This window comes from Lactococcus sp. S64 (genome assembly GCF_016516525.1).
GTDB lineage: Bacteria > Bacillota > Bacilli > Lactobacillales > Streptococcaceae > Lactococcus > Lactococcus lactis.
The window spans coordinates 100,486-123,673 of the sequence record NZ_JACVUQ010000001.1 but is presented as its reverse complement, the minus strand read 5'-3'; the positions used below and the strand labels follow the sequence as shown (position 1 = coordinate 123,673).

At 34.4% G+C, this 23,188-nt stretch carries 25 protein-coding genes; 2 read left to right on the top strand and 23 right to left on the bottom strand.

Going from position 1 to position 23,188, the window contains the following annotated elements:
* Window positions 1-32: 32 nt before the first annotated feature.
* The 6 genes from IAE51_RS00585 to pyrE form a co-directional block, all read right to left on the bottom strand.
* A complete protein-coding gene (locus IAE51_RS00585; RefSeq protein ID WP_200094455.1) occupies window positions 33-806 on the bottom strand; it encodes a Nif3-like dinuclear metal center hexameric protein in 774 nt (257 codons plus the stop codon).
* Complete coding sequence (locus IAE51_RS00580) at window positions 803-1,495, bottom strand: tRNA (adenine(22)-N(1))-methyltransferase TrmK (RefSeq protein ID WP_021722524.1); 693 nt, start codon at window positions 1,493-1,495, stop codon at window positions 803-805. The genes IAE51_RS00585 and IAE51_RS00580 overlap by 4 nt, the downstream gene beginning before the upstream one ends.
* Window positions 1,488-2,144, bottom strand: coding sequence for an endonuclease III (nth, locus tag IAE51_RS00575; RefSeq protein WP_003130627.1), 657 nt, complete (start codon window positions 2,142-2,144; stop codon window positions 1,488-1,490). The genes IAE51_RS00580 and nth overlap by 8 nt, the downstream gene beginning before the upstream one ends.
* Window positions 2,145-2,165: 21 nt before the next feature.
* The gene (locus tag IAE51_RS00570; protein ID WP_012897694.1) at window positions 2,166-2,834 is read right to left on the bottom strand and encodes a DnaD domain-containing protein; all 669 of its coding nucleotides are present in this window, start codon (window positions 2,832-2,834) and stop codon (window positions 2,166-2,168) included.
* Window positions 2,835-3,237: 403 nt separating this feature from the next.
* On the bottom strand, window positions 3,238-4,509 hold the full coding sequence (locus tag IAE51_RS00565; protein WP_200094650.1) for a dihydroorotase: 1,272 nt from the start codon (window positions 4,507-4,509) through the stop codon (window positions 3,238-3,240).
* 154 nt (window positions 4,510-4,663) lie between these two features.
* Entirely contained in the window at window positions 4,664-5,293 is a 630-nt protein-coding gene (pyrE, locus tag IAE51_RS00560; protein WP_012897692.1) for an orotate phosphoribosyltransferase, read from the bottom strand.
* Here pyrE and IAE51_RS12330 point away from each other — a divergent pair.
* Window positions 5,274-5,402 (top strand): hypothetical protein, encoded by a 129-nt coding sequence (locus IAE51_RS12330; protein WP_003132757.1) that lies wholly within the window; start codon window positions 5,274-5,276, stop codon window positions 5,400-5,402. The genes pyrE and IAE51_RS12330 overlap by 20 nt on opposite strands.
* 684 nt (window positions 5,403-6,086) lie before the next feature.
* Here IAE51_RS12330 and IAE51_RS00555 read toward each other — a convergent pair.
* From IAE51_RS00555 to IAE51_RS00535, 5 genes are all read right to left on the bottom strand, one after another.
* Window positions 6,087-6,266, bottom strand: a complete 180-nt coding sequence (locus IAE51_RS00555) for a hypothetical protein (RefSeq protein ID WP_200094444.1) — start codon at window positions 6,264-6,266, stop codon at window positions 6,087-6,089.
* Window positions 6,267-6,278: 12 nt separating this feature from the next.
* Complete coding sequence (locus tag IAE51_RS00550) at window positions 6,279-7,010, bottom strand: hypothetical protein (protein ID WP_103054696.1); 732 nt, start codon at window positions 7,008-7,010, stop codon at window positions 6,279-6,281.
* A 246-nt stretch (window positions 7,011-7,256) separates the two neighbouring features.
* Entirely contained in the window at window positions 7,257-8,114 is an 858-nt protein-coding gene (locus tag IAE51_RS00545) for an XRE/MutR family transcriptional regulator (protein ID WP_200094442.1), read from the bottom strand.
* Window positions 8,115-8,288: 174 nt separating this feature from the next.
* The gene (locus tag IAE51_RS00540; protein WP_129881580.1) at window positions 8,289-10,196 is read right to left on the bottom strand and encodes an ABC-F family ATP-binding cassette domain-containing protein; all 1,908 of its coding nucleotides are present in this window, start codon (window positions 10,194-10,196) and stop codon (window positions 8,289-8,291) included.
* Window positions 10,197-10,373: 177 nt separating this feature from the next.
* Complete coding sequence (locus tag IAE51_RS00535; protein WP_033900228.1) at window positions 10,374-10,766, bottom strand: Spx/MgsR family RNA polymerase-binding regulatory protein; 393 nt, start codon at window positions 10,764-10,766, stop codon at window positions 10,374-10,376.
* 224 nt (window positions 10,767-10,990) lie between these two features.
* Between IAE51_RS00535 and IAE51_RS00530 the strand changes: the two genes are divergently transcribed.
* A complete protein-coding gene (locus tag IAE51_RS00530) occupies window positions 10,991-11,641 on the top strand; it encodes a redox-sensing transcriptional repressor Rex (RefSeq protein WP_021464703.1) in 651 nt (216 codons plus the stop codon).
* An 86-nt stretch (window positions 11,642-11,727) separates the two neighbouring features.
* Here IAE51_RS00530 and radC read toward each other — a convergent pair whose 3' ends face one another.
* The 12 genes from radC to ribE form a co-directional block, all read right to left on the bottom strand.
* Entirely contained in the window at window positions 11,728-12,408 is a 681-nt protein-coding gene (gene radC / locus IAE51_RS00525) for a DNA repair protein RadC (RefSeq protein WP_021722532.1), read from the bottom strand.
* A gap of 130 nt (window positions 12,409-12,538) precedes the next feature.
* The gene (glmS, locus tag IAE51_RS00520) at window positions 12,539-14,356 is read right to left on the bottom strand and encodes a glutamine--fructose-6-phosphate transaminase (isomerizing) (RefSeq protein WP_058203696.1); all 1,818 of its coding nucleotides are present in this window, start codon (window positions 14,354-14,356) and stop codon (window positions 12,539-12,541) included.
* 180 nt (window positions 14,357-14,536) lie between these two features.
* Complete coding sequence (locus tag IAE51_RS00515) at window positions 14,537-15,193, bottom strand: phosphatase PAP2 family protein (protein ID WP_033900233.1); 657 nt, start codon at window positions 15,191-15,193, stop codon at window positions 14,537-14,539.
* A 6-nt stretch (window positions 15,194-15,199) separates the two neighbouring features.
* On the bottom strand, window positions 15,200-16,525 hold the full coding sequence (locus tag IAE51_RS00510) for a cell wall metabolism sensor histidine kinase WalK (protein WP_033900236.1): 1,326 nt from the start codon (window positions 16,523-16,525) through the stop codon (window positions 15,200-15,202).
* A gap of 3 nt (window positions 16,526-16,528) precedes the next feature.
* Window positions 16,529-17,044, bottom strand: a complete 516-nt coding sequence (locus tag IAE51_RS00505) for a DUF2127 domain-containing protein (RefSeq protein WP_058203693.1) — start codon at window positions 17,042-17,044, stop codon at window positions 16,529-16,531.
* A 19-nt stretch (window positions 17,045-17,063) separates the two neighbouring features.
* Complete coding sequence (locus tag IAE51_RS00500; RefSeq protein WP_023164051.1) at window positions 17,064-17,750, bottom strand: response regulator transcription factor; 687 nt, start codon at window positions 17,748-17,750, stop codon at window positions 17,064-17,066.
* A gap of 125 nt (window positions 17,751-17,875) precedes the next feature.
* Entirely contained in the window at window positions 17,876-18,832 is a 957-nt protein-coding gene (locus IAE51_RS00495) for a glycosyltransferase family 2 protein (RefSeq protein ID WP_015426264.1), read from the bottom strand.
* A gap of 2 nt (window positions 18,833-18,834) precedes the next feature.
* The gene (locus IAE51_RS00490) at window positions 18,835-20,457 is read right to left on the bottom strand and encodes a glycosyltransferase family 39 protein (protein ID WP_129881577.1); all 1,623 of its coding nucleotides are present in this window, start codon (window positions 20,455-20,457) and stop codon (window positions 18,835-18,837) included.
* Window positions 20,458-20,596: 139 nt separating this feature from the next.
* Entirely contained in the window at window positions 20,597-21,040 is a 444-nt protein-coding gene (locus IAE51_RS00485) for a divergent PAP2 family protein (RefSeq protein WP_003130996.1), read from the bottom strand.
* 146 nt (window positions 21,041-21,186) lie between these two features.
* Complete coding sequence (locus IAE51_RS00480; protein WP_200094440.1) at window positions 21,187-22,092, bottom strand: RluA family pseudouridine synthase; 906 nt, start codon at window positions 22,090-22,092, stop codon at window positions 21,187-21,189.
* 60 nt (window positions 22,093-22,152) lie between these two features.
* A complete protein-coding gene (gene lspA / locus IAE51_RS00475) occupies window positions 22,153-22,605 on the bottom strand; it encodes a signal peptidase II (RefSeq protein WP_200094437.1) in 453 nt (150 codons plus the stop codon).
* A 102-nt stretch (window positions 22,606-22,707) separates the two neighbouring features.
* Complete coding sequence (gene ribE / locus IAE51_RS00470; protein ID WP_003130993.1) at window positions 22,708-23,172, bottom strand: 6,7-dimethyl-8-ribityllumazine synthase; 465 nt, start codon at window positions 23,170-23,172, stop codon at window positions 22,708-22,710.
* Window positions 23,173-23,188 lie beyond the last annotated feature (16 nt).

The window sequence follows — 23,188 nt, the reverse complement described above, 5'->3', positions numbered from 1 at the left end:
CCAACCAAAAAGACCCTCCAAGAGGGTCTTTTTTATATGTCATAAAATGGATTTGTCTTTTCTTGGCTTTCATAAATCTTGACAGCCATATCAAAAGAACGAAGCTTTTCAGCAACTAATCCAATAAAAGCATGCTCAATATAATGACCAGGGTCTATTCCTAATAAACCAGCTGAAAGCATATCATGACCAACATGATAATAAATATCTCCTGTTATGTAAATATCTGCCTTTTTTTCCAAAGCTTTAGGCCATAATTTTCCACCTGAACCGCCACAAATTGCAATTCTTCCAATTTTTTGAGTCAAATTATGGTCATAAGTGATAAGACGTAATCTATCTAAGCCAAATGCTGCTTTCACTTTTTCTGTCAGCACTGATAATTCTGTCAGTTCAATATTTCCAACACGTCCCAATCCTTCTTCGTCATCTAGCACTTCAATATCAGTCATTCCAAGTAACTGACTGAAATAATCATTTAAACCACCAGTAACCACATCAATATTTGTATGGCTGGTATAAACAGCAATTCCAGCTCGCGCCAAGTCCAAAACTAATTTTTCCTGATCATTCATTGAAGTCAATGCAGAAAGGGGGCGGAAAATCAAAGGATGTTTAGCAATAATCAGATTCACACCCAGCGCTTTTGCTTCTGCCACTGTTTGCTCACGAATATCCAAGGTTACCAAAACTTTTGTTAGTTCATCGTTTGGGTTCCCAACTTGTAAACCTACAGGATCACCTTCAACAGCTAATTCTTTGGGGCAAAATTTTTCGTATTCAAGCATAAAATCAGAAATTTTCATCGAAGCACTTCCTCAATTCTCGCAATTTGATTTAAAACCTCTTGACGTTTTTCGGCTTGTTCTTCAGGCAAACGAGCAATAATTTTATTCAAAGTATTTAATTCCTTTTGCCATTTTTGTTGAAAAACAGTTGATTTTTCTTTAGATAAAAAAGGGCCAAATGTTAAATCATTTACTGACAACTTTTCTGTCATTAATTTTGAGAGTGGTTCGGCAACGATAATCTCGTAAAACTTACCAGCCTCCAATAAAATCTCTTCTTTTTTAATGACAAATTGATGATTCACTAACCACTGACGGAGGCTTTCCTCATGATTATTAGGCTGCAAAATCAAACGTTTAACATGGCCTAACTTTTCTTTACCTGCCTCTAAAATTTCGGAAATTAATATTCCTCCCATACCAGCAATCACGATTGTATCAATCTTGTCAGTATTTTCAATAGCACCTAAGCCATTGGCCAATCGAACCTCAATCCGATCACTTAAATCAGCTTCTGATACATGATTTTTAGCAATTTCAAAAGGCCCTTTAACCACTTCTCCCGCTACCGCAAAATCAATCACCAATTTTTGCATCAAATAAGTTGGTAAATAAGCATGGTCCGAGCCGATATCAGCAAGTCTTGCTCCATTATCAACATAGTCAGCTACTGCTTTCAAACGTTTTGAAAGTTTAATTTCATTCATTTTTTAAATATTTCTTTCCAAATTTACAATAATCTAAAACAGGACAGTCTGCACATTTCGGCTTTTTGGCTGTACAATGATAACGCCCAAAGAAAATGAGATGGTGATGTGCTTGTACCCATTTTTCTTGCGGAATCAGCTTCATCAACTTTTCTTCAACTTCTAAAACTGTTGCTTTTTGGGGAACGATATCCAAACGTTTAGAAACTCGTTCAACATGTGTATCAACCGCAATCCCCGGAATTCCGTAGGCTTCTGCTAAAACAACATTTGCTGTTTTTCGACCCACCCCCGGTAAAGTTTGTAAAACCTTTTTATCCTTTGGCAAATCAGGCAAAAGGTCCCCAAAGTCGGTCACTAACATCTGTGATGTCCGTAAAATATTTTTAGCTTTAGTCTTGTAAAGACCAATTGTCCGAATCAGCTTTTCAATTTCTTCCACTTTTGCCTGTGACATTGTTTGTGCATCTGGAAAAGTGGCAAAAAGAGCCGGCGTCGCCTTATTAACTCCTTTGTCAGTTGCTTGGGCAGATAAAATTGTCGCAATCAATAGTTGAAAAGGAGTTTCCCACTCTAATTCTCCGTGAGCTTGCGGGAACATGTCTTCAATAATTTCTAAAGCTTCAAGATATCTTTTTTTACTTAACATCGTGCACGTCCATTATCTCTATTAACTATTCCATGGTCCATCCAAAGGAATATAAAAATCTTCTTGTGGTTTCTTTCTCTTAGCTTCTTCGCGTTCCATTTGTCGACTCTCAATCGCTTGAAGAGAATTCACCCCATCATTTTTCCAATTTCGTAAAATAGCTTTAATGTAATTTAAAGATACCTTACGATTGAGGACTGCTTCACGCAAAGCTTGTTTAATCAACGAAAAATCATAACCATCTTCAAACAGCCAAGCTCTCAATTCTTCCATTTGTACAGGAGAAATCATGCCCATTTCTGCTTCAAACATGCTAACTAATTCTTTAAGCTGCCCCTCTTCCTGAACTTTTTCATTCTCTGGAGTTGAACTCGCAACAGCACCACCCAAAATTTCATCTAAGTGCTTAAAGGCCGGGCTAATATCAAAGAAAGTTTCCATTTCTCCATCAATTTCAATTAAAGTCACCTTCATTGCTCCAAATTTGGACAGATTATCAATGGCCTGATTGACCTCCGATAATTTTTTACCTGTTTTTTCAGCAATTTCACTAGGTGCAATATCTTGATTTTCAAAAAAGTATAACCAAATCAAAAAATCAAAAGCAGAAGGGAAAAGCTTACTAAAATGTGCTAAAAACACATTTGGTAAGACAAGATGCCCTTTGCTATATTCATCGTAATAATTCATAGAACTATTATAGCATATCGCGTCATTATGGTTCAATGAACTTCACATAAAAACTACTTAAATCAGTTAAACTTTAGAAAATTTTTAATCAATTATTTTATACTATTTAATTTCAGAGCTTAATTTCCTAAAGTAATTATTTTCTTCAATTACATTTTTGTAAGAATTTAGCAAGCAAATCCTTGATATACTATACTTATAAACAAAAGGACATTTGAAAGGAAATAAACAATGAAAACACAAACAGAAAAAATTACTCAAAAAGTAGAAAATGAAAAATCAATCAAAGATAATTTAGAAATTATCCACTCACTTAATGACTTACTCTACAACGGTTCTTTATACTGATGTAAAGTAACACAAAAAAGGACCTATGAAAATTAATTTCTTAGGTCTTTTTTTATTATTTCGCTTGATAGACTATTTTTCCATCACATATTGTATATTTGACTTGCCCTTGAACTTTCTGTTTAATAAATGGAGAATTGGTCGCTTTGGAGTCAAATGTTTCACCGACCTGATAGTCATTTTCAGCGTCAAAAATGACGAGGTCAGCTGGTCCATTTTCTGCGAGGTAACCTGCATCAAAATTATAAAGTTTAGCTGGATTAACGGTCATTTTTGTCAGTAATTCACTGAGTGTCAAATGGCCTTTTGCGACTAAGTTTGTCAAGCCAAGTTGCAATGAAGTTTCTAATCCAATCATTCCTGAAGGCGCCTTATCAAGGCTGACATTTTTCTCTTCATGAGTATGAGGGGCATGGTCTGTGGCGATGACATCAATCGTTCCATCTTTCAATCCCTCAATTATTTTACCGATATCAGCAGTTCTACGCAATGGTGGGTTGAGTTTAGCATTGGTCCCTTGCTCAAAAATCATTTGTTCTGTAATCGAAAAATGTTGTGGAGTCACTTCTGCTGTGATATTTGCTCCTAAATTTTTGGCAAATCGCACCACTTCAACAGATTCTCCAGCTGATAAATGTTGAATGTGCAAGCGAGCGCCTGTTTCGTAAGCAATCATAGTATCACGCGCCATCATGCTGTATTCTGAAACAGTCGGTGCCCCTGTGAAGCCACATTTATGAGCCACTTCGCCATCATTCACTCCTAAAGTTCCAATCAAATTTGGATCTTCTTCATGAATTGAAATCAGGCTGTCAGTTAATTTCGCTTTTTGCAGAGCTTTACGTAAAACGCCAGCATCTGTCAGTGGAATACCATCATCAGAAAAGCCGATTGCTCCTGCTTTAATGAGTTCATCAAAATCTGTTAAATGCTCTCCATCAAAATCTTGCGTAATTGACCCAACTGTATCAATCTTAATATCTTCTTTGTCAGCAATTTCTAAAGTTTCTGTCAGTACTTTTGGCGTAGATAAAATAGGTTTTGTATTTGCCATCATAACTACTCTTGTAAAACCACCAGCCGCAGCTGATTTTGCACCGCTATGAATCGTTTCTTTATGTGTTTGTCCTGGTTCACGAAAATGAACATGAACATCAATTAAACCAGGGGCAACGACTAATCCCCTTGCATCAACAATTTCTGCATTTTTTACTGACAAATTTAAGCCGATTTTTACTATCTTGTCATTTTCAATCAGAATATCTAACACTTCATCTCGATTTGATTTGGGGTCAACAAGTCGTCCATTTTTAATTAATAAAGTCATTTTCTTCCTTTCATAAATTACTGACAGAACAATCAGCTTTGCTGACTTGTTCATTTATCCTCCGATTCAATGTCTCCCTTTGGTCGCATTGAACTGACAGCTATTCCAGAACCTAATTATTTACTGACAGGCTCTTTGAATTTCTGTCAGTAAATTAATTTTGCCAAGTTTCTTGATTTTCTTTGAACTTTTTAAGTAATTCTAATTCTTCTTTTGTCACATAACCCGTTTCTTTAGCAATTTCAATCAATTCAGAATAAGTTGTCAAAGTGGCTAATTTAACACCAGCATCAGCAAATTTTCTGTTCGCTTTTTCTAATTCATAAGTGAAAATTGCAACCACACCAAGAACATCAGCACCTTCACGTTCAGCGGCTGCAACAGCTTCTAAAACAGAACCACCAGTCGAAATCAAATCTTCAACCACAACCATTTTTTGGCCTTTTGCCACACGTCCCTCAACCTGATTTCCTGCTCCATGGTCTTTTGGTTTACTACGAATATAAGCAAATGGCAATTTAAGATAGTCAGCAATAATTGCACCATGAGGAATTCCTGCTGTAGCAGTTCCTGCAATGACTTCAACTTCTGGAAATTCCGCTTTAATCAATTCTGCAAAAGCACCTTCGATTTGGCTTCTAACTTCCGGATAAGCTAAGGTCACCCGATTATCAGTATATATTGGCGACTTAATTCCTGAAGCCCAAGTAAAAGGTTGACTTGGTGAAAGACTGACCGCTTTAATTTCTAATAAATCTGCAGCAATGGCTTTTGATATTGACATAATTTCTCCTTCTAGTTTACTGACAGAACCATCAGCAAAGCTGACAGTTCATTTTTCTACCGATTCAATAATTCCCTTTGGTCATATTGAACTGACAGAACTACCGTAGCGAGTATAGATAACGTGCAGCCCAATCCTGGTAGTTGTCAGCAATAAAAAACACTTGCCAAGAATCCTAGCAAGTGTAAAAAGTATCAAAACAAATTCACTTTTACTGACAGAAAATCCTGTCAGTAAAAATAGAATCAATTTTTCCTGATTTCAACCTTGCTAGCCTCTCTGGACTAGTTTAAAAGTTATATTGTTTATTAGTTTAACAAACTTGAGCCAGATTTGCAAGTCTTATTTTTTCGACTTATGATAATTGGAATCAAAAAACATTGTAATAATATTGAATGCAACCATAGACAAACCAACGCATTTCATTTTATTATCAGCCGAATAGTTTGTATAAACATACCAAGCCAAAACCATAAAAAGAAATCTTAAGATAACATCTGCTAAAAATATAAATTTTTTCATTAAATTTCCTCAATGATTGAAAATCAAATCCCCTCAGCCCTAACCCCTATCATTTATTTCTATGAAAAGTTTGCATGATAAGACTTAAAATGCTAAGAATTACTGCAATACTTGCAAAAATATATTTAAGTATGCTAAGGCCATTTGGAAAAATAAAAATTAAAACACCGAGTATTACGGCAAATATACTACTCAGATATTGTACGATTCTTATACTCTTTTTAGTAATCATTGCCATTCAAACCCCCAGACTCCTCCACTGAAATCTTAGTTATTTTCTCAAACTCTCATCAAAGAAAGTTGAAACTAAAACAAACAGTGCAATTACAAACCCTAAAATATAACCAATGCTCCATTTCTCGGAATTGTTAATTAGAATAGCACCACCTAAAAATAAAATTGTACGAACGAGAGCTATAGCAACAAATCTTTTCTTGTTATTATTTTTCATCATAAACCTCCTTCATTGCCATCCCCACTTAGTTGGAATAAGTCCCCAGTCAATCCAGATTCCTCCATTAACACTTGACATCCAACCACAAGCTGCAGCGGCTGATGCTGCCAATTTAACCACCCAAGTCGTTGGCATCCAAATCGTCGCAATTGAAACAGATGTAGGACCATACTTCAAAATTTTATTTACATCATTTTTACTTAAAAACAAACGCACACCATACCAGTGAAATTCAACTTTTGTTACTCCTACATGTTTAGTAGCCATAGAAGTAGCAGAATTCTTCAAAGTCGTTGGGTTTTCAGCTAAAATAATGGAATTTCCTTTTTGAACAACCTTAACATCAATATCAGATTTTTCGATTTTTTGAGCTCCAACGATAAGTTGTTGATTTGCAATTTTAACTGATTCATTTAATTTATTTATTTCTTCACCACTTGTATTTTGAGGTAACACATTATGATTTACAACATATTTCCCATTTAAAAGAGATATAGCATTATCAAAACGATTGATAAAGTATTGATTAATTTGACCATTATTCGTCGTTGGCGTAGTTGGTTGGCTTACTGCCAACAAGTCAATATCACCAGAATAGTTTGAAACTTGATTTACATTTTTAGCTTCGAGTTTTTGTGATGAGACCTTATTGTGTGCAGATTGGGCAAGCCCAAGACTTCCACCCGTTACGAGTAAAATTGTTAGACTTGAAAATACTAGATTATTTTTTAAATGTGACATATTTTTTCTCCTTTTTGAGATGCGATGCAAATCAATAGAGATTTTGCATCACTGCTACGGTGACATTTCTTCTTTCAAGATTTTTAACCCTCCTTTTACCATTCTGAGTGAGCGACACTCAAGATTCATGAATCATTTTCTAAAATGATTATATCAAATCAAACTGCCCCAAAAAGCCTTTTCCGAAATCTCGGAAAAATTTTTTATAAAAAATAAAAAGGGAACTCAAATCCCTTTTATATCCCACTAGTTTTTTACAGATTCATCAAATATTTTTTGATAATAAGCCTTCATCTCTGGCAAACCCAATTCATCAAAAAGACGGATAGAACTCTCCATTTTAGCTTTCCCCTCGGCAGTTTTTCCTGATTGATGAAGCAATAAGCCAAGAGTAAAGCGAGACATATTACGGCAAAATAAATCTTTTTTATAAGGTATTAAAGCAATATTAACATCTTCCAAGAGTTTTTGAGCAATGGAATATTTATTCTCACTAATATATTTTACAGCTGCTCGGCAAACAATTTGGACAATTTTTTCCCGATATTTTTTAACTTTGAGATAATGCAAATTTTCTTTCCAAAAGTTTTTCATCAAAGAGAGAGTCAAACGGGTATTCAAGTGTTCTACAACAAACGAAAGAATACTTAACTCAAAATATGACCAAACTTCGATATTAAACATTAAATCAGTAACTTCAACTTCTTCTCGCTCTGTCAATCCATAAAGCAAATTTTGAGTCGCTAGAAATATCATTCGATTTCCTTGTTCATTATCATACTTTCCAGCCTCACTATTAATCGCTTTTAATTTTACAGTATCTTGCATATAATTCGCATCTTCAATTTCATCACAAATCTCAACAAAATAATCAGAATGGTAATTGTTAAAAAAATATTCAAACTCAGAAACCTCAATATGCATTAATTCTAAAGCTGCATCTAATTTATCAAATCTAAGAATAGACTTTCCACTTTCAAAATCTGACAGTGATGATTTTGACAAACCTACTTTTCCAAAGTCAGTTAATCTAAAGTTTCGTTGTGTTCGTAAATCATAGAAAATTTCTCCCATCAAAGAGATTGTTCTATTGCTTTTTACCATTCCACATTCCAGCATTTCAATTTATTTTGATTAAATTGTACTACTTTTTAACAAAAAAGCAATGATTGTTTCGCTTTATTTAAATATAGGATTTTTAGATTACAAAACAAAAAAAACGAAAAGCTTTCAAGCTTCGCGTTTTAGCATATTTACGCTAAATTCTCTTCACAATACTTACAAATTTTCCAATTCTTCCATCGCTTCCAAAAGAGTCATTTCTATCTCATCTTTTTCATCATTACAGAGGTCAATTTCAGCTTGTAATTCTCCTAATTTAACAAAATCAGCGGTATTTTCTTGCATTTCCAATAATAGAGCTGCAATTTTTGCTTCCAAATCGGCTAGTTTCTCTTCACAAGCCTTGATTTCGCGCTCTACTTTACGTCGATTCTTTTGAGCTTCTTTCTGAGCTGTAAAATCTTGTTGAGCTAAACTTTCTATCGGCTCCCCATTTTCTGAAGAATTACTCTCAGCTTGTACTTCTTCTTTTTTCTCGACATAATAATCATAATCTCCCAAAAATTCTGTACTTCCTTCGGGAGCAATTTCTAAAACTTTGGTAGCTACTCTATTGATGAAATAGCGGTCATGAGAAACAAACAAGATTGTTCCTGGAAAATCAATCAAAGCATTCTCCAAGACCTCACGTGAATCAATATCCAAGTGATTGGTTGGTTCATCTAAAACTAAAAAGTTATCGTGATCCATTGCTAATTTAGCAAGTAAAAGACGGGCTTTTTCACCACCCGAAAGCATCCCAACCGTTTTCTTTACATCATCTCCACTAAAAAGAAAGGCTCCAAGCATATTGCGAATTTCAACTTCATTAAGTAAGCGATGCTCATTCCATAATTCGTCTAAGACAGTATTGGAAGCTGTCAATCTTCCTTGTTCTTGGTCATAATATCCCAAAGTAACATTGGCACCCAATTTTGCTTGACCTGCTAAAAATGGAATCTGTCCAACAATTGACTTAATCAATGTTGTCTTACCTACTCCATTTGGTCCAACAATAGCAAGGGACTCACCTTTACGCTCGTCAATGTTAATCGGACCAGAGAGACGATTATCTTCATAACCTACCGTTGCTTCTGAAACGGTTAAAACAACATTTCCAGACGTTTTTTCAGGAGTAAAAGTAACATTGGCCGATTTATCATCACTTGTTGGTGCGTCTAAACGCTCCATTTTCTCCAACTTTTTACGACGCGATTGCGCCATTTTAGTCGTCGAAGCCCGAACTAAATTTCTGGCAACATAGTCCTCTAATTTAGCAATTTCTTTTTGTTGTTTTTCAAAATTTTTGAGTTCTAACAAGAGTTTTTGCTCTCTTTGTTCAACATAGCGAGAATAATTTCCAGAAAAACGAGTCAATTCTCCTCTAGATAATTCTAAGACTTCATTAACCACTTTATCCAAAAAGTAGCGGTCATGACTGACAATTAATAAACTACCTTCGTAATTTTTAAGGTAATTTTCAAGCCAAGCTAAAGTTTCAATATCTAAGTGGTTAGTTGGTTCATCCAAAATCAAAAGTTGTGGTCTTTCAAGCAACATCTTAGCAAGAGCCAAACGTGTTTTTTGTCCCCCCGATAAACTTGAAATTTCTCTTTCCCACATTGTTTCATCAAAGCGAAAACCATTTAAGACAGACTTAATTTCAGATTCATAAGTAAATCCATTTTTCATCCGAAATTCTTCTGATAAAGCATCGTAACGTTTCATCAAAGCTGTCAATTCATCCCCAGCAAGTTCTCCCATTCGCAATTCCATCTGGCGCAATTGTTTTTCCATTTGGCGAAGCGAATCAAAAACAGAGAGCATTTCGGCAAATATTGTCCTTGAGGAATTCAGCCCAGTATCTTGCGCTAAATAATTCATTGTCAAATCTTTGGTCTTGGATACAGTTCCGCGACTCGCTTCTTCAACTCCAGCAATAATTTTAAGCAAGGTTGACTTACCAGCTCCATTTCGGCCAACTAGGGCAATTCTTGAATGGTCTTGTAAACTAAAATTGATATTTTCAAATAAAACATCGCCACCAAAAGTGCGTGCAATTCCATTCCCTTGCAGTAAAATCATGATATTTATCCTCTTCGTTAAATCTCAAAGCATATTTTTAATACTTCGTTTTCCCTTTTCATATGATAGAAAAGCAGTCCTTCTATTATAGCATTTAAGGCAAGTTTTTTGTAGTTCTTCCAAATTCTTAAAATTAAAAAGCTTACCAAATCTGATAAGCTAAAAATAAAATTAATATTAGACTAAAATTAATCTTTCGCGCAATTCAATTCTCCTAACTTCTGGTGGAATAAACGCTCTGATTCCATCCTCGTTAAAACCAATCAATAGACAGTCCTCGTCAAAAATTAATGGTCGTTTTAGAAGACGTGGATTTTCCTGAATTAATTCAAAAGCTTTTTCTAGTCCTAATTCATCGAAATTATAATTTAAAGATGCGTATGTTTTCCCTCGGGTCGCAATTATATCCTCAAATCCGTTTTCAGTCAAGGATAAAATTTTGATTAAATCATCTTTTTCCATAACATCTTTTGATAAATTAATTTCTTCAAATTCAATGTGATGTTTACGTAACCATTTTTTAGCTTTTCTACAAGATGAACATGAACCACTAAGATAAATTTTAATCATATTTTCTCCCTATCTATTTTTTCATATTTCTATTCTAACATGAAAGCGCCTTAATTAAAAGGGGAAAATAAATATTTTTTTAGAATTGTAATCAATTTCTCATTTTTTGTGAATATTCCATTCCTTTTGTTTGATAATTTCACAAATTTTTGATAAAATTATCACAAAGAAACTAAATATTAATTAGTTTTAATAAAATCGAATTAAATTTTTGAGGTATAACAATGACTGATCATAAACCAAGCAAAAGCTTGCCTAAAGCAACTGCTAAACGACTGCCACAGTACTATCGACTGTTCAAAAGTCTTGTCGAAGAAAATGTGACACGCACAAACTCACAACTTATTTCAGAAAAAATTGGAGTAGATGCTGCCACAATTCGCCGAGATTTCTCTTTATTTGGCGAATTAGGCCGACGTGGATACGGCTATGAAACGAAAGTGCTCCGTGATTTCTTTGGAGAACTTCTTGGCCAAGACCAAGAAACGCATATCGCTCTAATTGGTGTCGGAAATCTCGGTCGTGCATTACTTCATTATCAATTCCAAGATAGAAACAAAATGAGAATCACGCAAGCCTATGATATTTCTGGCAATCCCTTAGTTGGAACACAAACAGATGATGGAATTCCAATTTATAATATTTCTGATTTAGAAAAAAATGTTAAAAAATCGGATATCAAAACAGCAATTCTCTCTGTTCGCAAAGAAAATGCCCAAGAAGTTGTTGACACTCTAGTCAAAGCTGGTATCAAAGGTTTCCTAAACTTTGCCCCAATTCGTTTGAAAGTCCCTTCAGATGTGGTTGTTCAATCAATTGACTTAACTAAGGAGCTGCAAACACTACTATTTTTCATGGGAGCTCAAGAAAACTAAATTAGTACAAAATAAAAGAACAGTTTTTATTGACTGTTCTTTTTCTTTTCTTTATAGTTGAGAAGTGATTGTTTGTTATATAATCTTCATTTTCTGATCTCTTCTTCCCGAAAACTAAAATAATTACCAGCCCCTACAATAATATGGTCAATAAAATTGATCCCCACATCCTCACAAGATTTTTTTATTTTGTCAGTAAATATTTTATCAGCCTGACTGGGTCGTAAATTTCCTGAGGGATGATTATGTGCAACTAACAGTCCTACTGAGAGATTTTTTATTGCATGATAAAGAATCTCTCTAGGGCTTGCAGTTGCCTGATTAACCGCCCCTATAAAAATTGTCTTTTTTTCAATAATTCGATTTTGACCATCTAAATAAGTCGCCACAAGATGCTCTTGCTCAAAATTTTGCATTTCAAAAGCAAGACTCAGGCCATACTCTCTGGAACTCAAAACTTGACCGTAACGTTTTCTATTAGTGGTTTGTATTCTTTTTCCAAATTCAATCATTGCTCGAATTTCAATGGATTTTGCCAGTCCAATGCCTGAAATTTCTCTGAGTTCATTAATTGAAGCTTTGCGCAAATTATCCAAAGTTTCAAAATGTTGAAGAATTTCCAAGGCCAAATTTAATGATGAGTATTTTTTTGTCCCTGTTCGCAATAATATCGCTAACAGCTCAACATCAGACAAGCACTCTTCTCCTAAAAATTCTAAGCGTTCCCTAGGTTGCATCGGATACGGATTTTCTCTTAGTTCATACATACTATTATATACGGAAAAATCTGGCCTTTGTCACTGACAAAAGATTAATTAACCAAAAAAGTTCTGATGAATCTCAGAACTTTTTATTTTTAGTTATCATTTTACTGACAGAAATTTCTGTCAGTAACTTTTATTCAACTGTTACTGCTTTAGCTAAATTACGTGGTTTATCAACATCAAGTCCACGTTGCATTGACGCATAATAAGCAATTAACTGTGTTGGAATAACCATTGAAATTGCTGACAAATAAGGATGAACTTGGTTGACAACAATTGTATCATCTTCACGAGCCACTCCTTCTTCAACAATTGTGATAGCTGAGGCTCCACGAGCCACTGTTTCCATTACATTTCCACGAGTATGAGCTGCTACTTCTTCATTATTAGAAATTAAAGCAAGTACTGGAGTTCCTTTTTCAATCAATGAAATCGTTCCATGTTTTAATTCTCCAGCAGCAAATCCTTCACATTGAATATAAGAAATTTCTTTTAATTTGAGAGAAGCTTCCATTGCTACATAATAATCTTGTTTTCGACCAATATAGAAGGCATTGCGAGTAGTTGGCAATAAGTCAGCTACAATTGCTGCAATTTCATCCTTTTCAGATAAAGTGGCTTCAATTGATTGAGCAACTAAAGACAATTCTTTAACTAAATCAAATTCTTTTGCTTTAACTTCCCCTTCAGCCTCACCAACTGCCTTTGCAAGAAAAGCCAAGGTTGCAATTTGTCCTGTATATGCTTTGGTTGAAGCAACTGCAATTTCTGGTCCAGCACCGATTAACATTGTATAAGTTGCTTCGCGTGACAAAGTAGAACCGGGAACATTTGTAACTGTTAAGCTTGGAAGTCCTAATTCATTTACTTTTACTAAAACCTGACGGCTGTCAGCCGTTTCCCCAGACTGTGAAAGGAAAATAAAGAATGGTTTTTGGCTCAGTAAAGGCATATCATAGCCCCATTCTGAAGCAAGACCAAGTTCAACCGGTGTATTTGTCAAAGATTCAAGCATCATTTTTGCCCCAAAACCTGCATGATAAGACGTTCCGGCGGCAATAATATAAATACGATCAGCCTCTTGAATTCCTTTGATAATGTCTTGATCAACTTTCATTGTTCCATCTTCATTTGCATAAGTCGCAATGAGTTTACGCATAACTGCGGGTTGCTCATCAATTTCTTTGAGCATGTAGAAAGGATAAGTTCCTTTTCCAATGTCAGATAAATCAAGTTCAGCTGTGTATGACTCACGTGAAAGTACATTACCTTCGTAATCCATAACTGTAACATTATCTTTTGTTAACACAACAAGCTCTTTATCGTGAATTTCCATAAATTCAGACGTTTCACGAATCATCGCCATAGCATCTGAGCAGACCATGTTGTAGCCTTCGCCAAGGCCGATTAATAATGGTGATTTATTTTTGGCAACATAAATCACTTCTGCATCTTCGCTATCCATAAGAGCAAAGGCATAAGAACCTTGAATTAAGCTTAGAGCTTTTTTGAATGCTTCAAGTGTTGATAGTCCTTCTTCTTCAGCAAATTTAGCAATTAAATGAATCGCAATTTCAGTATCGGTTTGTCCTTTAAAAGTATCATTCATCAAAAATTCGTTTTTAAGTTCAACAAAATTTTCAATCACACCATTATGTACTAAAATAAAGCGACCTGATGTTGAAGTATGTGGATGAGCATTGTCTTCCGTTGGTTTACCATGAGTAGCCCAACGTGTGTGACCAATGCCGGCTGTTCCTGAAACATCAATCCCTAACTTTCCTCTTAAGTCTGCAATACGTCCGACAGATTTAACTAATTTTGCTGCTGTTTCTTGACCATTTACAAAAATACCTGCTGAATCATAACCACGATATTCAAGTTTTTCTAGTCCTTGCATCAAAATATCAGTTGCATTTTTACTACCTACAACACCAACAATCCCACACATAATAAAGCTCCATTTAACTCACCTTTAAAATTGGTATAGTTAATTATTTTTCTAATATTTATTTATAAATAGCATTATATTACACTTATTTGTCATTGTCAAGTATAAAACTTCTAATAAAACTCAAAAAGACGATAATTGGTATAATTTATTTTCAACATTAATAAAAACCAATTGATATCAATTGGTTTTTTTAGATTTTTCTTGATACTTAATGTATGTGGGATAAGTAAGTAATAGAATACTAATTCCTTCGAGAAATCCGCCGATTGTATCACTTGGATAATGTACCCCTACAAAAATTCTTGAAAACATTACTAATGCAATTAATATAATACATAAAATGCCTAATAAAATTTTAGAAGAACGATTTTTAAGTTTTCCTAGACAGATAAAGAAAATACTTCCAAAAATAATTGTTGCAAAAATGGAATGTCCGCTTGGAAAACTTTTCCCAGCTTCATTGGCAAAAGCCGCTAACCGATGAATATCAGGACGCTCTCGACCAATAATTACTTTAATAGCAGTATTTAAAGCAAGGCTTAAAACAACTGTTGCCGCAAACCAGATTGTCGCTTCTTTCTGTTTAAAGAGAAGAAATAAAACCAAAGCAAGTAGAACTGCGACAATTATTCCACCTTTATCTCCAAAAATATTTGTCATATGAGAGAAAAAGTAAGTGAGTCCCGAAGAGCTTTGTAAATGAAAAGCCCAAGTTTGAATTGGTCGATCAAAAGGAAATGGACCATGAGTAAAATCAATTTTAACAAAGAGCGCTAAAATTAAAAAGGCAAGGGTGGTAATAGCACCCGAAATATAATAGATTTTTTTATTCATAATTAATTAGTTTTCTATAGACTCCATTAGGAGATGAAAAGTTGACCCTTTCGGAGAAGTATTTGAAACAAAGACTTTGGCATCATTCAATTGTGCATATTCCTTCGCAATTGCCAAACCAAGTCCTGTTCCAGGAATTTCACTTGAACGAGATTTATCAATTCGATAAAATCGTTCAAAAATATTATCTTTTTCTTCTTCTGGAACGCCAATACCTTCGTCAGCAACCTGAAAATCAACTTGATGATTTTCCAAAGTAATATTTATTGTAATTTCTGAGTTGGAAGGTGAATATTTTCCAGCATTTTCAAGAAAGATAATAATAATTTTGTATAGCGCCATTTTATCCATGCTGACAAATAAATCTGTTTGGATATCAAAGTTTATTTTTTGTCTTAGCGCGAGTTGAATTTCACTGACCACTTTGTCAGTAAATTTACTTAAGTTAATTCTTTCTTTTTTCATTTCTAAATGATTTCCTCTAGAAATGGTCAGTAAATTTTCGATTAAAACTTTCATTCTCATTGATTCTTCATCAATATAGGAAAGTGACTCATCAACAATTTCTGGATGTTCATGCCAACGTCTTTTGAGTAAATTCACATGTCCGCGAATTGCAGCAACTGGCGTTCTTAGCTCATGTGAAGCATCCGAGACAAATTGTTGCTCATTTTCAATTTTTTGATTCAGTCGATTGAGCAAACGATTGAAACTTTGACTTAACTGATGAACTTCAAGAGGATTTTTACTGACAGGAACTTGTTTAACATCCTTTCCATCAGTTGCCACCACAATATCTGTCAAAGGCTGACTAATCGTTCTGGCCGCTTTTTGAATTAAAATCAAAGCAAGGAAAAAGAGGAAAATCATGACAGCAATAATAACTAATATAGCTCTAATCATTGATTTAACTACAACATTTATATTCAACCATAATTCGGCTTTGGTTCCATTTTTAGAAGTTTTTGAACTATATAAAAAGATATCATCTCTTAATAGACTAAAATTTCCCCAAGATTTTCGTGATTTTAAAAAATTTGTTGTTCCTTGACTCTCTTCTCTTTGACCTGAAGGACTTGTCAGTCGAACAAATGTAGCTTTTTCGTCTTTTTCACTATCAAGTTTAAATTCATCCCAATTCACTTGCCCATTAGTTGCTGCCGTTTGAACGGAATTTAAAAGTGCCGCTCCCTCACTCTTACGGATTTGTAAACTTGTAAATGCAACAATTCCGGAAACAATGATTGTAATCAACAGACTAAAAATTAAGAAAATACGGACAAAAGTATCGGTAATAATTTTGGCACTTGTTTTTGATTCTATTTCTTTCATTCGCTAATTTACTTTACTATTTTTTAAGGGAGAGTATGAGCCCTCTTTTGAAATATGTGCTTTTAACTTACGGTATTCTAATAAGGTTAAAATAATCATCAATACGTCAACCGCACATAAAACGAGCATTGAAATTGACCCATGATTAAAAAATTCAAAGATTTGATAAAGAATAAAACCAACTAAAAGTAATATTGATAAGGGGTATGACCATAGAATCTTTTTCCAGAGCAGAGCCAACGTCACCAACTTTAGTGCACCATGTAAAAGTAAATATACAATAGCAAATAAAGTAGCATCATTGGTCAGCCTTTCTCCTGCATTTGTAATCATCGTAGAGAACGGGCTTAGAGAAATAGCCAGTGCAAGATGGTGAATAGTTGCTTTAATTAAATCGAGTGGAACAAAGATTAAAAGTAAACCTGATATAAATTCAACAAAAGCAAAAATACTTTTACCCAGAAGCATTGTGTTAAAACTAACATCTAATAATTCTTCTTTATTTTTCACTTTATTCATGGCTACCTCTTTTCCTCTCTCAGTTTTCGTTATTTAAACGATAACCTATACCACGAACGGTTTCAATGAGAGATTTATGATTTGGCAAATCAATTTTAGCACGAAGGTAGCGAACATAAGCATCCACGGTATTTTCCTGACCGTCAAAATCCATGCCCCATACATCATCCAAAATATCTGCTCGACTTACAACTATACCACGATGTTCTAAAAAATAGCTTAACAAAGAAAATTCTCTTTGGGTCAAATTGACTGTTTTACCAGCCACTTCTGTTGTATGAGCACTTAAATCAACTTTTAAGTAATCAAGTTCATAGACCTTGGAAGAAGAATTTGACCATTTCCTAAAAATCAACCTCAGCCGAGCCAATAGCTCCTCAATTTCAAAAGGTTTAGTAATATAATCATCTGCTCCCGCATCAAGACCGGCGACTTTATCTCCAATATAATCACGCGCCGTCAAGAAGATAATTGGTGTATCAGGCTGAATTTTTTTCATTCGACGTAACACTGTCAAGCCATCTAATTTTGGAATCATCCAATCAAGCAAAACAACATCAATAGCAGGCTTAGCAGTTTCAAATATTTCCAAAGCAGAAAGGCCATCAAAAGCGGTTGAAACTTGATAATCTTCAAAAATCAACTCTTTTTTGACATAATCAGAGAGACTCGGTTCGTCTTCAACAATCAAAACATGGTAGCTCATTTGGCACCTCGCCTTTCTTTAATTGCAAATGTAATCAAAAATTTTTATTTACTTGCTCATTATAACAAGCATAAAACAAAAAAACCATACGGTTTTTCTGAATAATTAATGATAATTTATCATTTTTAATCTTCGTTAATGAAGTCTTCAATCAAATAACGAGGACGTTGTTTAACTTCCAAGAAGATTTTTCCGATATATTCACCAATTACACCTAGAGCTAATAGATTAGCCCCACCAAATCCAACAATAGCCAGCATTGTCGAAGCCCAACCTGCAACGTCAGAACCATTAATAAAATGGCGAGCAATAATATAAATTGCTCCTACAATAGCTAGCAAAAACCAAATTAAACCAATCCAAAAAATCAAACGCATCGGTGCAGCTGATGTTGAAGTAATTCCATCCAGCGCAAAACTAATCATTTTTTTCAAAGGATACTTACTTTCACCGGCAAAACGTTCTCCACGTTTATAATAAACGATATCAGATTTATAGCCAACCAAAGGAACCATTCCTCTTAAAAAGAGATTTTGTTCAGGAAATTGAGCTAAACCGTCAAGGGCACGGCGACTCATTAAACGAAAATCAGCATGATTAGGAACACTTTGGCTCCCCAAACCTTGCATTAATTTATAAAAAGCTCCAGCGGTTCTTCTTTTGAAAACTGTATCAGTATCCCGATTATCCCGTACACCATAAACGATATCACAGTTCTCATTTTCAAATTTTTCAAGCATTTCATCAATTGCATTAATATCATCTTGCAAATCTGCATCCATTGAAATAACGCAATCTGCTAAATTTCTCACGGTCATTAAACCAGCAAGCAAAGCATTTTGATGTCCTCGATTTCTCGAGAGATTAATCCCACTAAACATCGGATTTTCATTATGTTTTTCTTGAATTTTTTCCCAAGTCTTATCTTTTGAGCCATCATTAACATAGACAACTCTACTTTTTGGACTAATAATATTATTTGAAATCAATTGTTCATATTTAGCCTTGAGACGTTCGGAAGTTTCATCAAGTACCAGTTCTTCATTGTAACATGGCACGACCATATAAAGAATCTTAGTCATATTCACTCCTTAATTTTTTTCTTTTTAAACTGCTTATCTATTAAACCTAAACTTGCTAAAGCAATCATAACAGGGGCAAATTGATAAAGGTAACGTGAATTTGTTTCCCATAGAATAAGGAAAAAACTCAATCCAACAAAGGCCAAAGCTGGAATAAACCAGGGATTTGACCAATTTCTCTTGCTGATTAAAATTCGCCAGATTTGACGCCACAGTAAAACAACTAGGCCAATCCAATAAAGGGTTTGAACAGCCTTTAGCATAAACCAACCTGTTATATTACCAGGGCCATCCAAAGAAAATGAGGTTCCTGATAAATAATCAAAGTAACGATTAATAAATTTATTTTCATGATGATAAGTATAAAACGAACTGTTCAAATCACCATATAACCAAGTATAGGCCAATTTACGTCCAATTTGTCGCACAACTCCGACAGGCCCCATCTTCTTAAGATTGTCTATGAAGAGTTGTTTATCAGCCTCTTTTTTCGCTTCATAAGTTGGGAAAGATTCAGAATAGAGCCTCACTTTCTTATTGAATCCACCCGTTTTATTAGTTGGCGACCAAGACATAGCAATCCAGTGCATCATCGGAAGATTACGACGTTCATTAGCCTCTTGAGAAAAAGCTGGCTCGGTCGCAATAGTTGCTTTAACCATGAAATGTCCCCCAACAAATAAAATAGCAAACATTGGAAGTAAAAGCAAAAGTTGTTTCCACTTTTTATTAAGTCCAAGGAAAATCAAAACAGCAATAAGCACAATTAACACCGTTGGCTTAAATTCATAACCTATAACTGCCAATACTGTTGCCAAAAAATACCATAGAACTTGTTGAGTTATTTTTTGTGATTTAATGGCATAAATAAAGAACAACAAACTAAAGGATACAAAAGGAAGTGTAATCGTATCACTATAGAGTTGTGCACCATAAACGTAAAAAGGTAAGAACCCGAGAGCACAAACATTGTATAAGAGCGCATGTCTTTTCCCGCTCAAAGCCTTAACACTTAAGGTTCCAGCTAAAACTCCGAGACTTGTCAACAGTGCAGACACTGCTGTCACAACCCACATTTTTAGTTCAACACTTCCTGCAAATGGAGAGAAAACTTGATTAAATAAAATCCCTAAAAATTGATTATTTGGATAACGAAGAAAATATCCTAAACGCGAAGCAGTTTCAGGTAACAGTCCAAAAGATTGACCATGGAGTTCTGTCGTAGAATTAAATATAACGAAATAGTCCCAAGCATGCTTACTATCAGGCACATGAATCATAAAAAGAAACGGCAAGATAAAAGTTAACAAAGCTACTAACCAAAAGCTTATTCGATAATATTTTGTTACTGACAAGTCTGTAAGTAACTCAATTTTACTGACAGACTTGTCAGTAGTTTCATTTTTATTCTTCGAGTCAAAAAGTTTTTTCGATAATTTATAAATTCCAACAAAATAAAAATAGGCTGCTATTAAAAGAATATTTCCTAACAAAAGCGCAATGATGTGATCTGCGTTCCACACTTGCGTCAAAGAAATAGCAATCCCGTTAATTAAAAGAAAGAGTCCTATCATTAAGGCAAGACAGAATCCTTTTTTATACTTAATAAATACTATATTATTCATATTACCATTTTACCATAGCTTGGCTTTTGTTTCTTACAATAACCTTAATTTTTAGATGATAATTTCTCATTTTTTACTTCGCATTTATAAACTACACTATAGTTAACGCTTACGACTCTGATTGCAACAGAATTTTTTCTTAATTCATTACTAAAGCAACAATTATTCCTAAAATTGTTCCACCCATCACTTGAATTGGTGTATGCCCCAATAATTCTTTTAAATTTTTATCTACTTTGATTCCGGCATTTTCGACATTTTGTAACATTCGATTAATAATTCTGGCTTGATTTCCTGCCTGTCTTCTAATACCTTGGGCATCATATAAAACAACGAAGGCTAAAACAGTAGCAATAGCAAAAAGCGATGAATCAAATCCTTGTCTCAATCCAGTAGCCGTTGCCAAAGCAACAACCAATGAACTATGAGAGCTGGGCATTCCACCTGTTGCAAAAATTAATTGCCAATTAATACGATGTGTCCGAATAAGTTCGATAATTATTTTAATTAACTGAGCCAGAGCCCAACTCACAATGGCTGTCATTAAAATTTGATTATGAAAAATCTGATTAAAAAAGTTCATAATAGTCTCCTTTTACTAATAAAAACCTACTAACTATCAGTAACTCTATTATACATCATCTATCTTTTATTGATGTCTGATTTGCTGACAAATACAGAAAGTCTGTCAGTAAATATAGTTCTTTTTTAAATACAAAAAAAACAAGTTTAAACTTGTTCTCTAAGCTTTTCTAATTGTTCATTGAATATCTCAGGAGCATCAACTTGGAATTCCATAAACTCGCCAGTTGTTGGATGGTCAAAACCTAATGTTTCAGCATGCAAAAATTGCCCTTTATTAGGTGTCAATGTTTTATTTGGCCCATAAAGTGGATCACCAGCCACAGGATGACCAATGTAATTCATATGTACACGAATCTGATGTGTACGCCCAGTTTCCAAGCGCAATGCAATCAAAGTATAGCCATAAAATCGTTCTAAAACCTCAAAATGAGTCACGGCTGGTTTTCCGCCAGAAACTACGGCTTGTTTTTTGCGATCTTTAAGATTACGACCAATTGGCGCTTCAATGGTTCCTTTATCATTAGCAATTTCACCGTGGACAATCGCTAAATAACGACGTTTGCTAGTCTTATCTTTTAATTGTGCTGCCAAACTTTCGTGTGCTTTATCATTTTTGGCAATCATCAAAAGACCACTCGTATCCTTATCAATACGATGCACAATTCCTGGACGAATTACACCATTAATGCTTGAAAGATCTTTGATATGATAGATGATTGCATTAACCAATGTCCCTGAAGCATGACCGGCTGCAGGATGAACTACCATTCCTTGAGGTTTATTTACTACTGCAACATCTGAATCTTCATAAATGATTTCTAGTGGCAAATCTTCAGCAACAATATCAAGAACTTCCGCTTCCGGAACTTCAAATTCAATCCTGTCCCCTACTTTTACTTTATACTTTGCTTTTTTGGCTTCACTGTTAACAAACACTTTATCATTTTTGATAAGTTCTGTCAGTAAACTTCGTGAATATTCTGTTTGATTGGCAAGCGCCTTGTCAAGACGTAAGCCTTTGTTTTCTTCGTTAATTTTTATGATAGGCAAGTGTGTTTTCCTTTTTATAAATGTTAAATAAAACTTTCTGTCAGTGATTTTTTAATCAATTTATTTTGTTTCTTTGTCTGTCAAAATTGCAATGAAAAGAAGAACAAAACCAACAGATAATAAGATATCAGCAATATTAAAAATTGGAAAATTAATAAATTCAGTTTGGAACATATCAACAACAAATCCTTGACGAATTCGGTCAATAAAATTTCCCAAAGCACCCGCAATAATTAAAGTTAATCCAATAAAATACCAGTTTTGTGCCATTTTTTTCCATAAAAACCAAAGGGCAACAACTAAGACGATCGGTGTTAAGACAAGGAAAAACCATTGTTGACCTGAAAATGAAGACCAAGCTGCTCCATCATTTTTGATATAAGTTAAACTAATAACATTAGGCCAAATTTTTTCTGTATCTCCAAGCTGAATATTAGCAACAATCCAATTTTTAAAATTTTGGTCAGCAACAATTCCGACAACGATAATAACAAGTGACAGTAGTTTTTTCATGCTTTAATTATAGCATATTTCGCAATCTGATAGCTCGCTAGAACAGTTTTTATCCTATTTCAAAATAAAAAGCGCATTTAAATAAATGCACTTATAGATAAATTAGCCAATCTTTCTCATTAAATCAACCATTTCAATTGCTCCAACCGCTACTTCAAAACCTTTATTTCCAGCTTTTGTGCCCGCACGCTCAATGGCTTGTTCTATATTTTCAGTTGTTAGTACACCAAACATGACCGGAATATTAGAGTTTAAGGAAACATGAGCAATCCCCTTAGAAACTTCATTACAAACAAAATCATAATGAGAAGTTGAGCCTCTGATGACAGTCCCTAAACATATAATTGCTTCATATTTATTGGAAGTCGCCATTTTTTGGGCAATAATGGGAATTTCAAATGCACCTGGAACCCATGCTATATCAATTTCTTCTTCCTGGACTCCATGTCTTTTGAGTGCATCTAATGCTCCTGACAAAAGTTTTGCATTGATAAATTCATTAAATCGAGCAACTACAATCCCATATTTTGCATTCTCTGTTCTTAAATTTCCTTCAATAATTGTCATATTTCTATCCTTACTT

Bases quoted from the DNA above. Each gene is read 5' to 3' on its own strand.
- IAE51_RS00500 (WP_023164051.1), bottom strand. From the start codon at position 17,750: ATGAGCTACCATGTTTTGATTGTTGAAGACGAACCGAGTCTCTCTGAT.
- radC (WP_021722532.1), bottom strand. From the start codon at position 12,408: ATGTATGAACTAAGAGAAAATCCGTATCCGATGCAACCTAGGGAACGC.
- IAE51_RS00550 (WP_103054696.1), bottom strand. From the start codon at position 7,010: ATGTCACATTTAAAAAATAATCTAGTATTTTCAAGTCTAACAATTTTA.
- IAE51_RS00555 (WP_200094444.1), bottom strand. From the start codon at position 6,266: ATGAAAAATAATAACAAGAAAAGATTTGTTGCTATAGCTCTCGTTCGT.
- IAE51_RS00565 (WP_200094650.1), bottom strand. From the start codon at position 4,509: ATGACTTTATTAATTAAAAATGGACGACTTGTTGACCCCAAATCAAAT.
- IAE51_RS00515 (WP_033900233.1), bottom strand. From the start codon at position 15,193: ATGAATAAAAAAATCTATTATATTTCGGGTGCTATTACCACCCTTGCC.
- IAE51_RS00530 (WP_021464703.1), top strand. From the start codon at position 10,991: ATGACTGATCATAAACCAAGCAAAAGCTTGCCTAAAGCAACTGCTAAA.
- lspA (WP_200094437.1), bottom strand. From the start codon at position 22,605: ATGAAAAAACTACTGTCACTTGTTATTATCGTTGTCGGAATTGTTGCT.
- glmS (WP_058203696.1), bottom strand. From the start codon at position 14,356: ATGTGTGGGATTGTTGGTGTTGTAGGTAGTAAAAATGCAACTGATATT.
- pyrE (WP_012897692.1), bottom strand. From the start codon at position 5,293: ATGTCAATATCAAAAGCCATTGCTGCAGATTTATTAGAAATTAAAGCG.
- IAE51_RS00535 (WP_033900228.1), bottom strand. From the start codon at position 10,766: ATGATTAAAATTTATCTTAGTGGTTCATGTTCATCTTGTAGAAAAGCT.
- IAE51_RS12330 (WP_003132757.1), top strand. From the start codon at position 5,274: ATGGCTTTTGATATTGACATAATTTCTCCTTCTAGTTTACTGACAGAA.
- IAE51_RS00585 (WP_200094455.1), bottom strand. From the start codon at position 806: ATGAAAATTTCTGATTTTATGCTTGAATACGAAAAATTTTGCCCCAAA.
- IAE51_RS00485 (WP_003130996.1), bottom strand. From the start codon at position 21,040: ATGAACTTTTTTAATCAGATTTTTCATAATCAAATTTTAATGACAGCC.
- IAE51_RS00510 (WP_033900236.1), bottom strand. From the start codon at position 16,525: ATGAAAGAAATAGAATCAAAAACAAGTGCCAAAATTATTACCGATACT.
- IAE51_RS00580 (WP_021722524.1), bottom strand. From the start codon at position 1,495: ATGAATGAAATTAAACTTTCAAAACGTTTGAAAGCAGTAGCTGACTAT.
- IAE51_RS00570 (WP_012897694.1), bottom strand. From the start codon at position 2,834: ATGAATTATTACGATGAATATAGCAAAGGGCATCTTGTCTTACCAAAT.
- IAE51_RS00540 (WP_129881580.1), bottom strand. From the start codon at position 10,196: ATGATTTTACTGCAAGGGAATGGAATTGCACGCACTTTTGGTGGCGAT.
- IAE51_RS00495 (WP_015426264.1), bottom strand. From the start codon at position 18,832: ATGACTAAGATTCTTTATATGGTCGTGCCATGTTACAATGAAGAACTG.
- nth (WP_003130627.1), bottom strand. From the start codon at position 2,144: ATGTTAAGTAAAAAAAGATATCTTGAAGCTTTAGAAATTATTGAAGAC.
- IAE51_RS00490 (WP_129881577.1), bottom strand. From the start codon at position 20,457: ATGAATAATATAGTATTTATTAAGTATAAAAAAGGATTCTGTCTTGCC.
- IAE51_RS00545 (WP_200094442.1), bottom strand. From the start codon at position 8,114: ATGGTAAAAAGCAATAGAACAATCTCTTTGATGGGAGAAATTTTCTAT.
- ribE (WP_003130993.1), bottom strand. From the start codon at position 23,172: ATGACAATTATTGAAGGAAATTTAAGAACAGAGAATGCAAAATATGGG.
- IAE51_RS00505 (WP_058203693.1), bottom strand. From the start codon at position 17,044: ATGAATAAAGTGAAAAATAAAGAAGAATTATTAGATGTTAGTTTTAAC.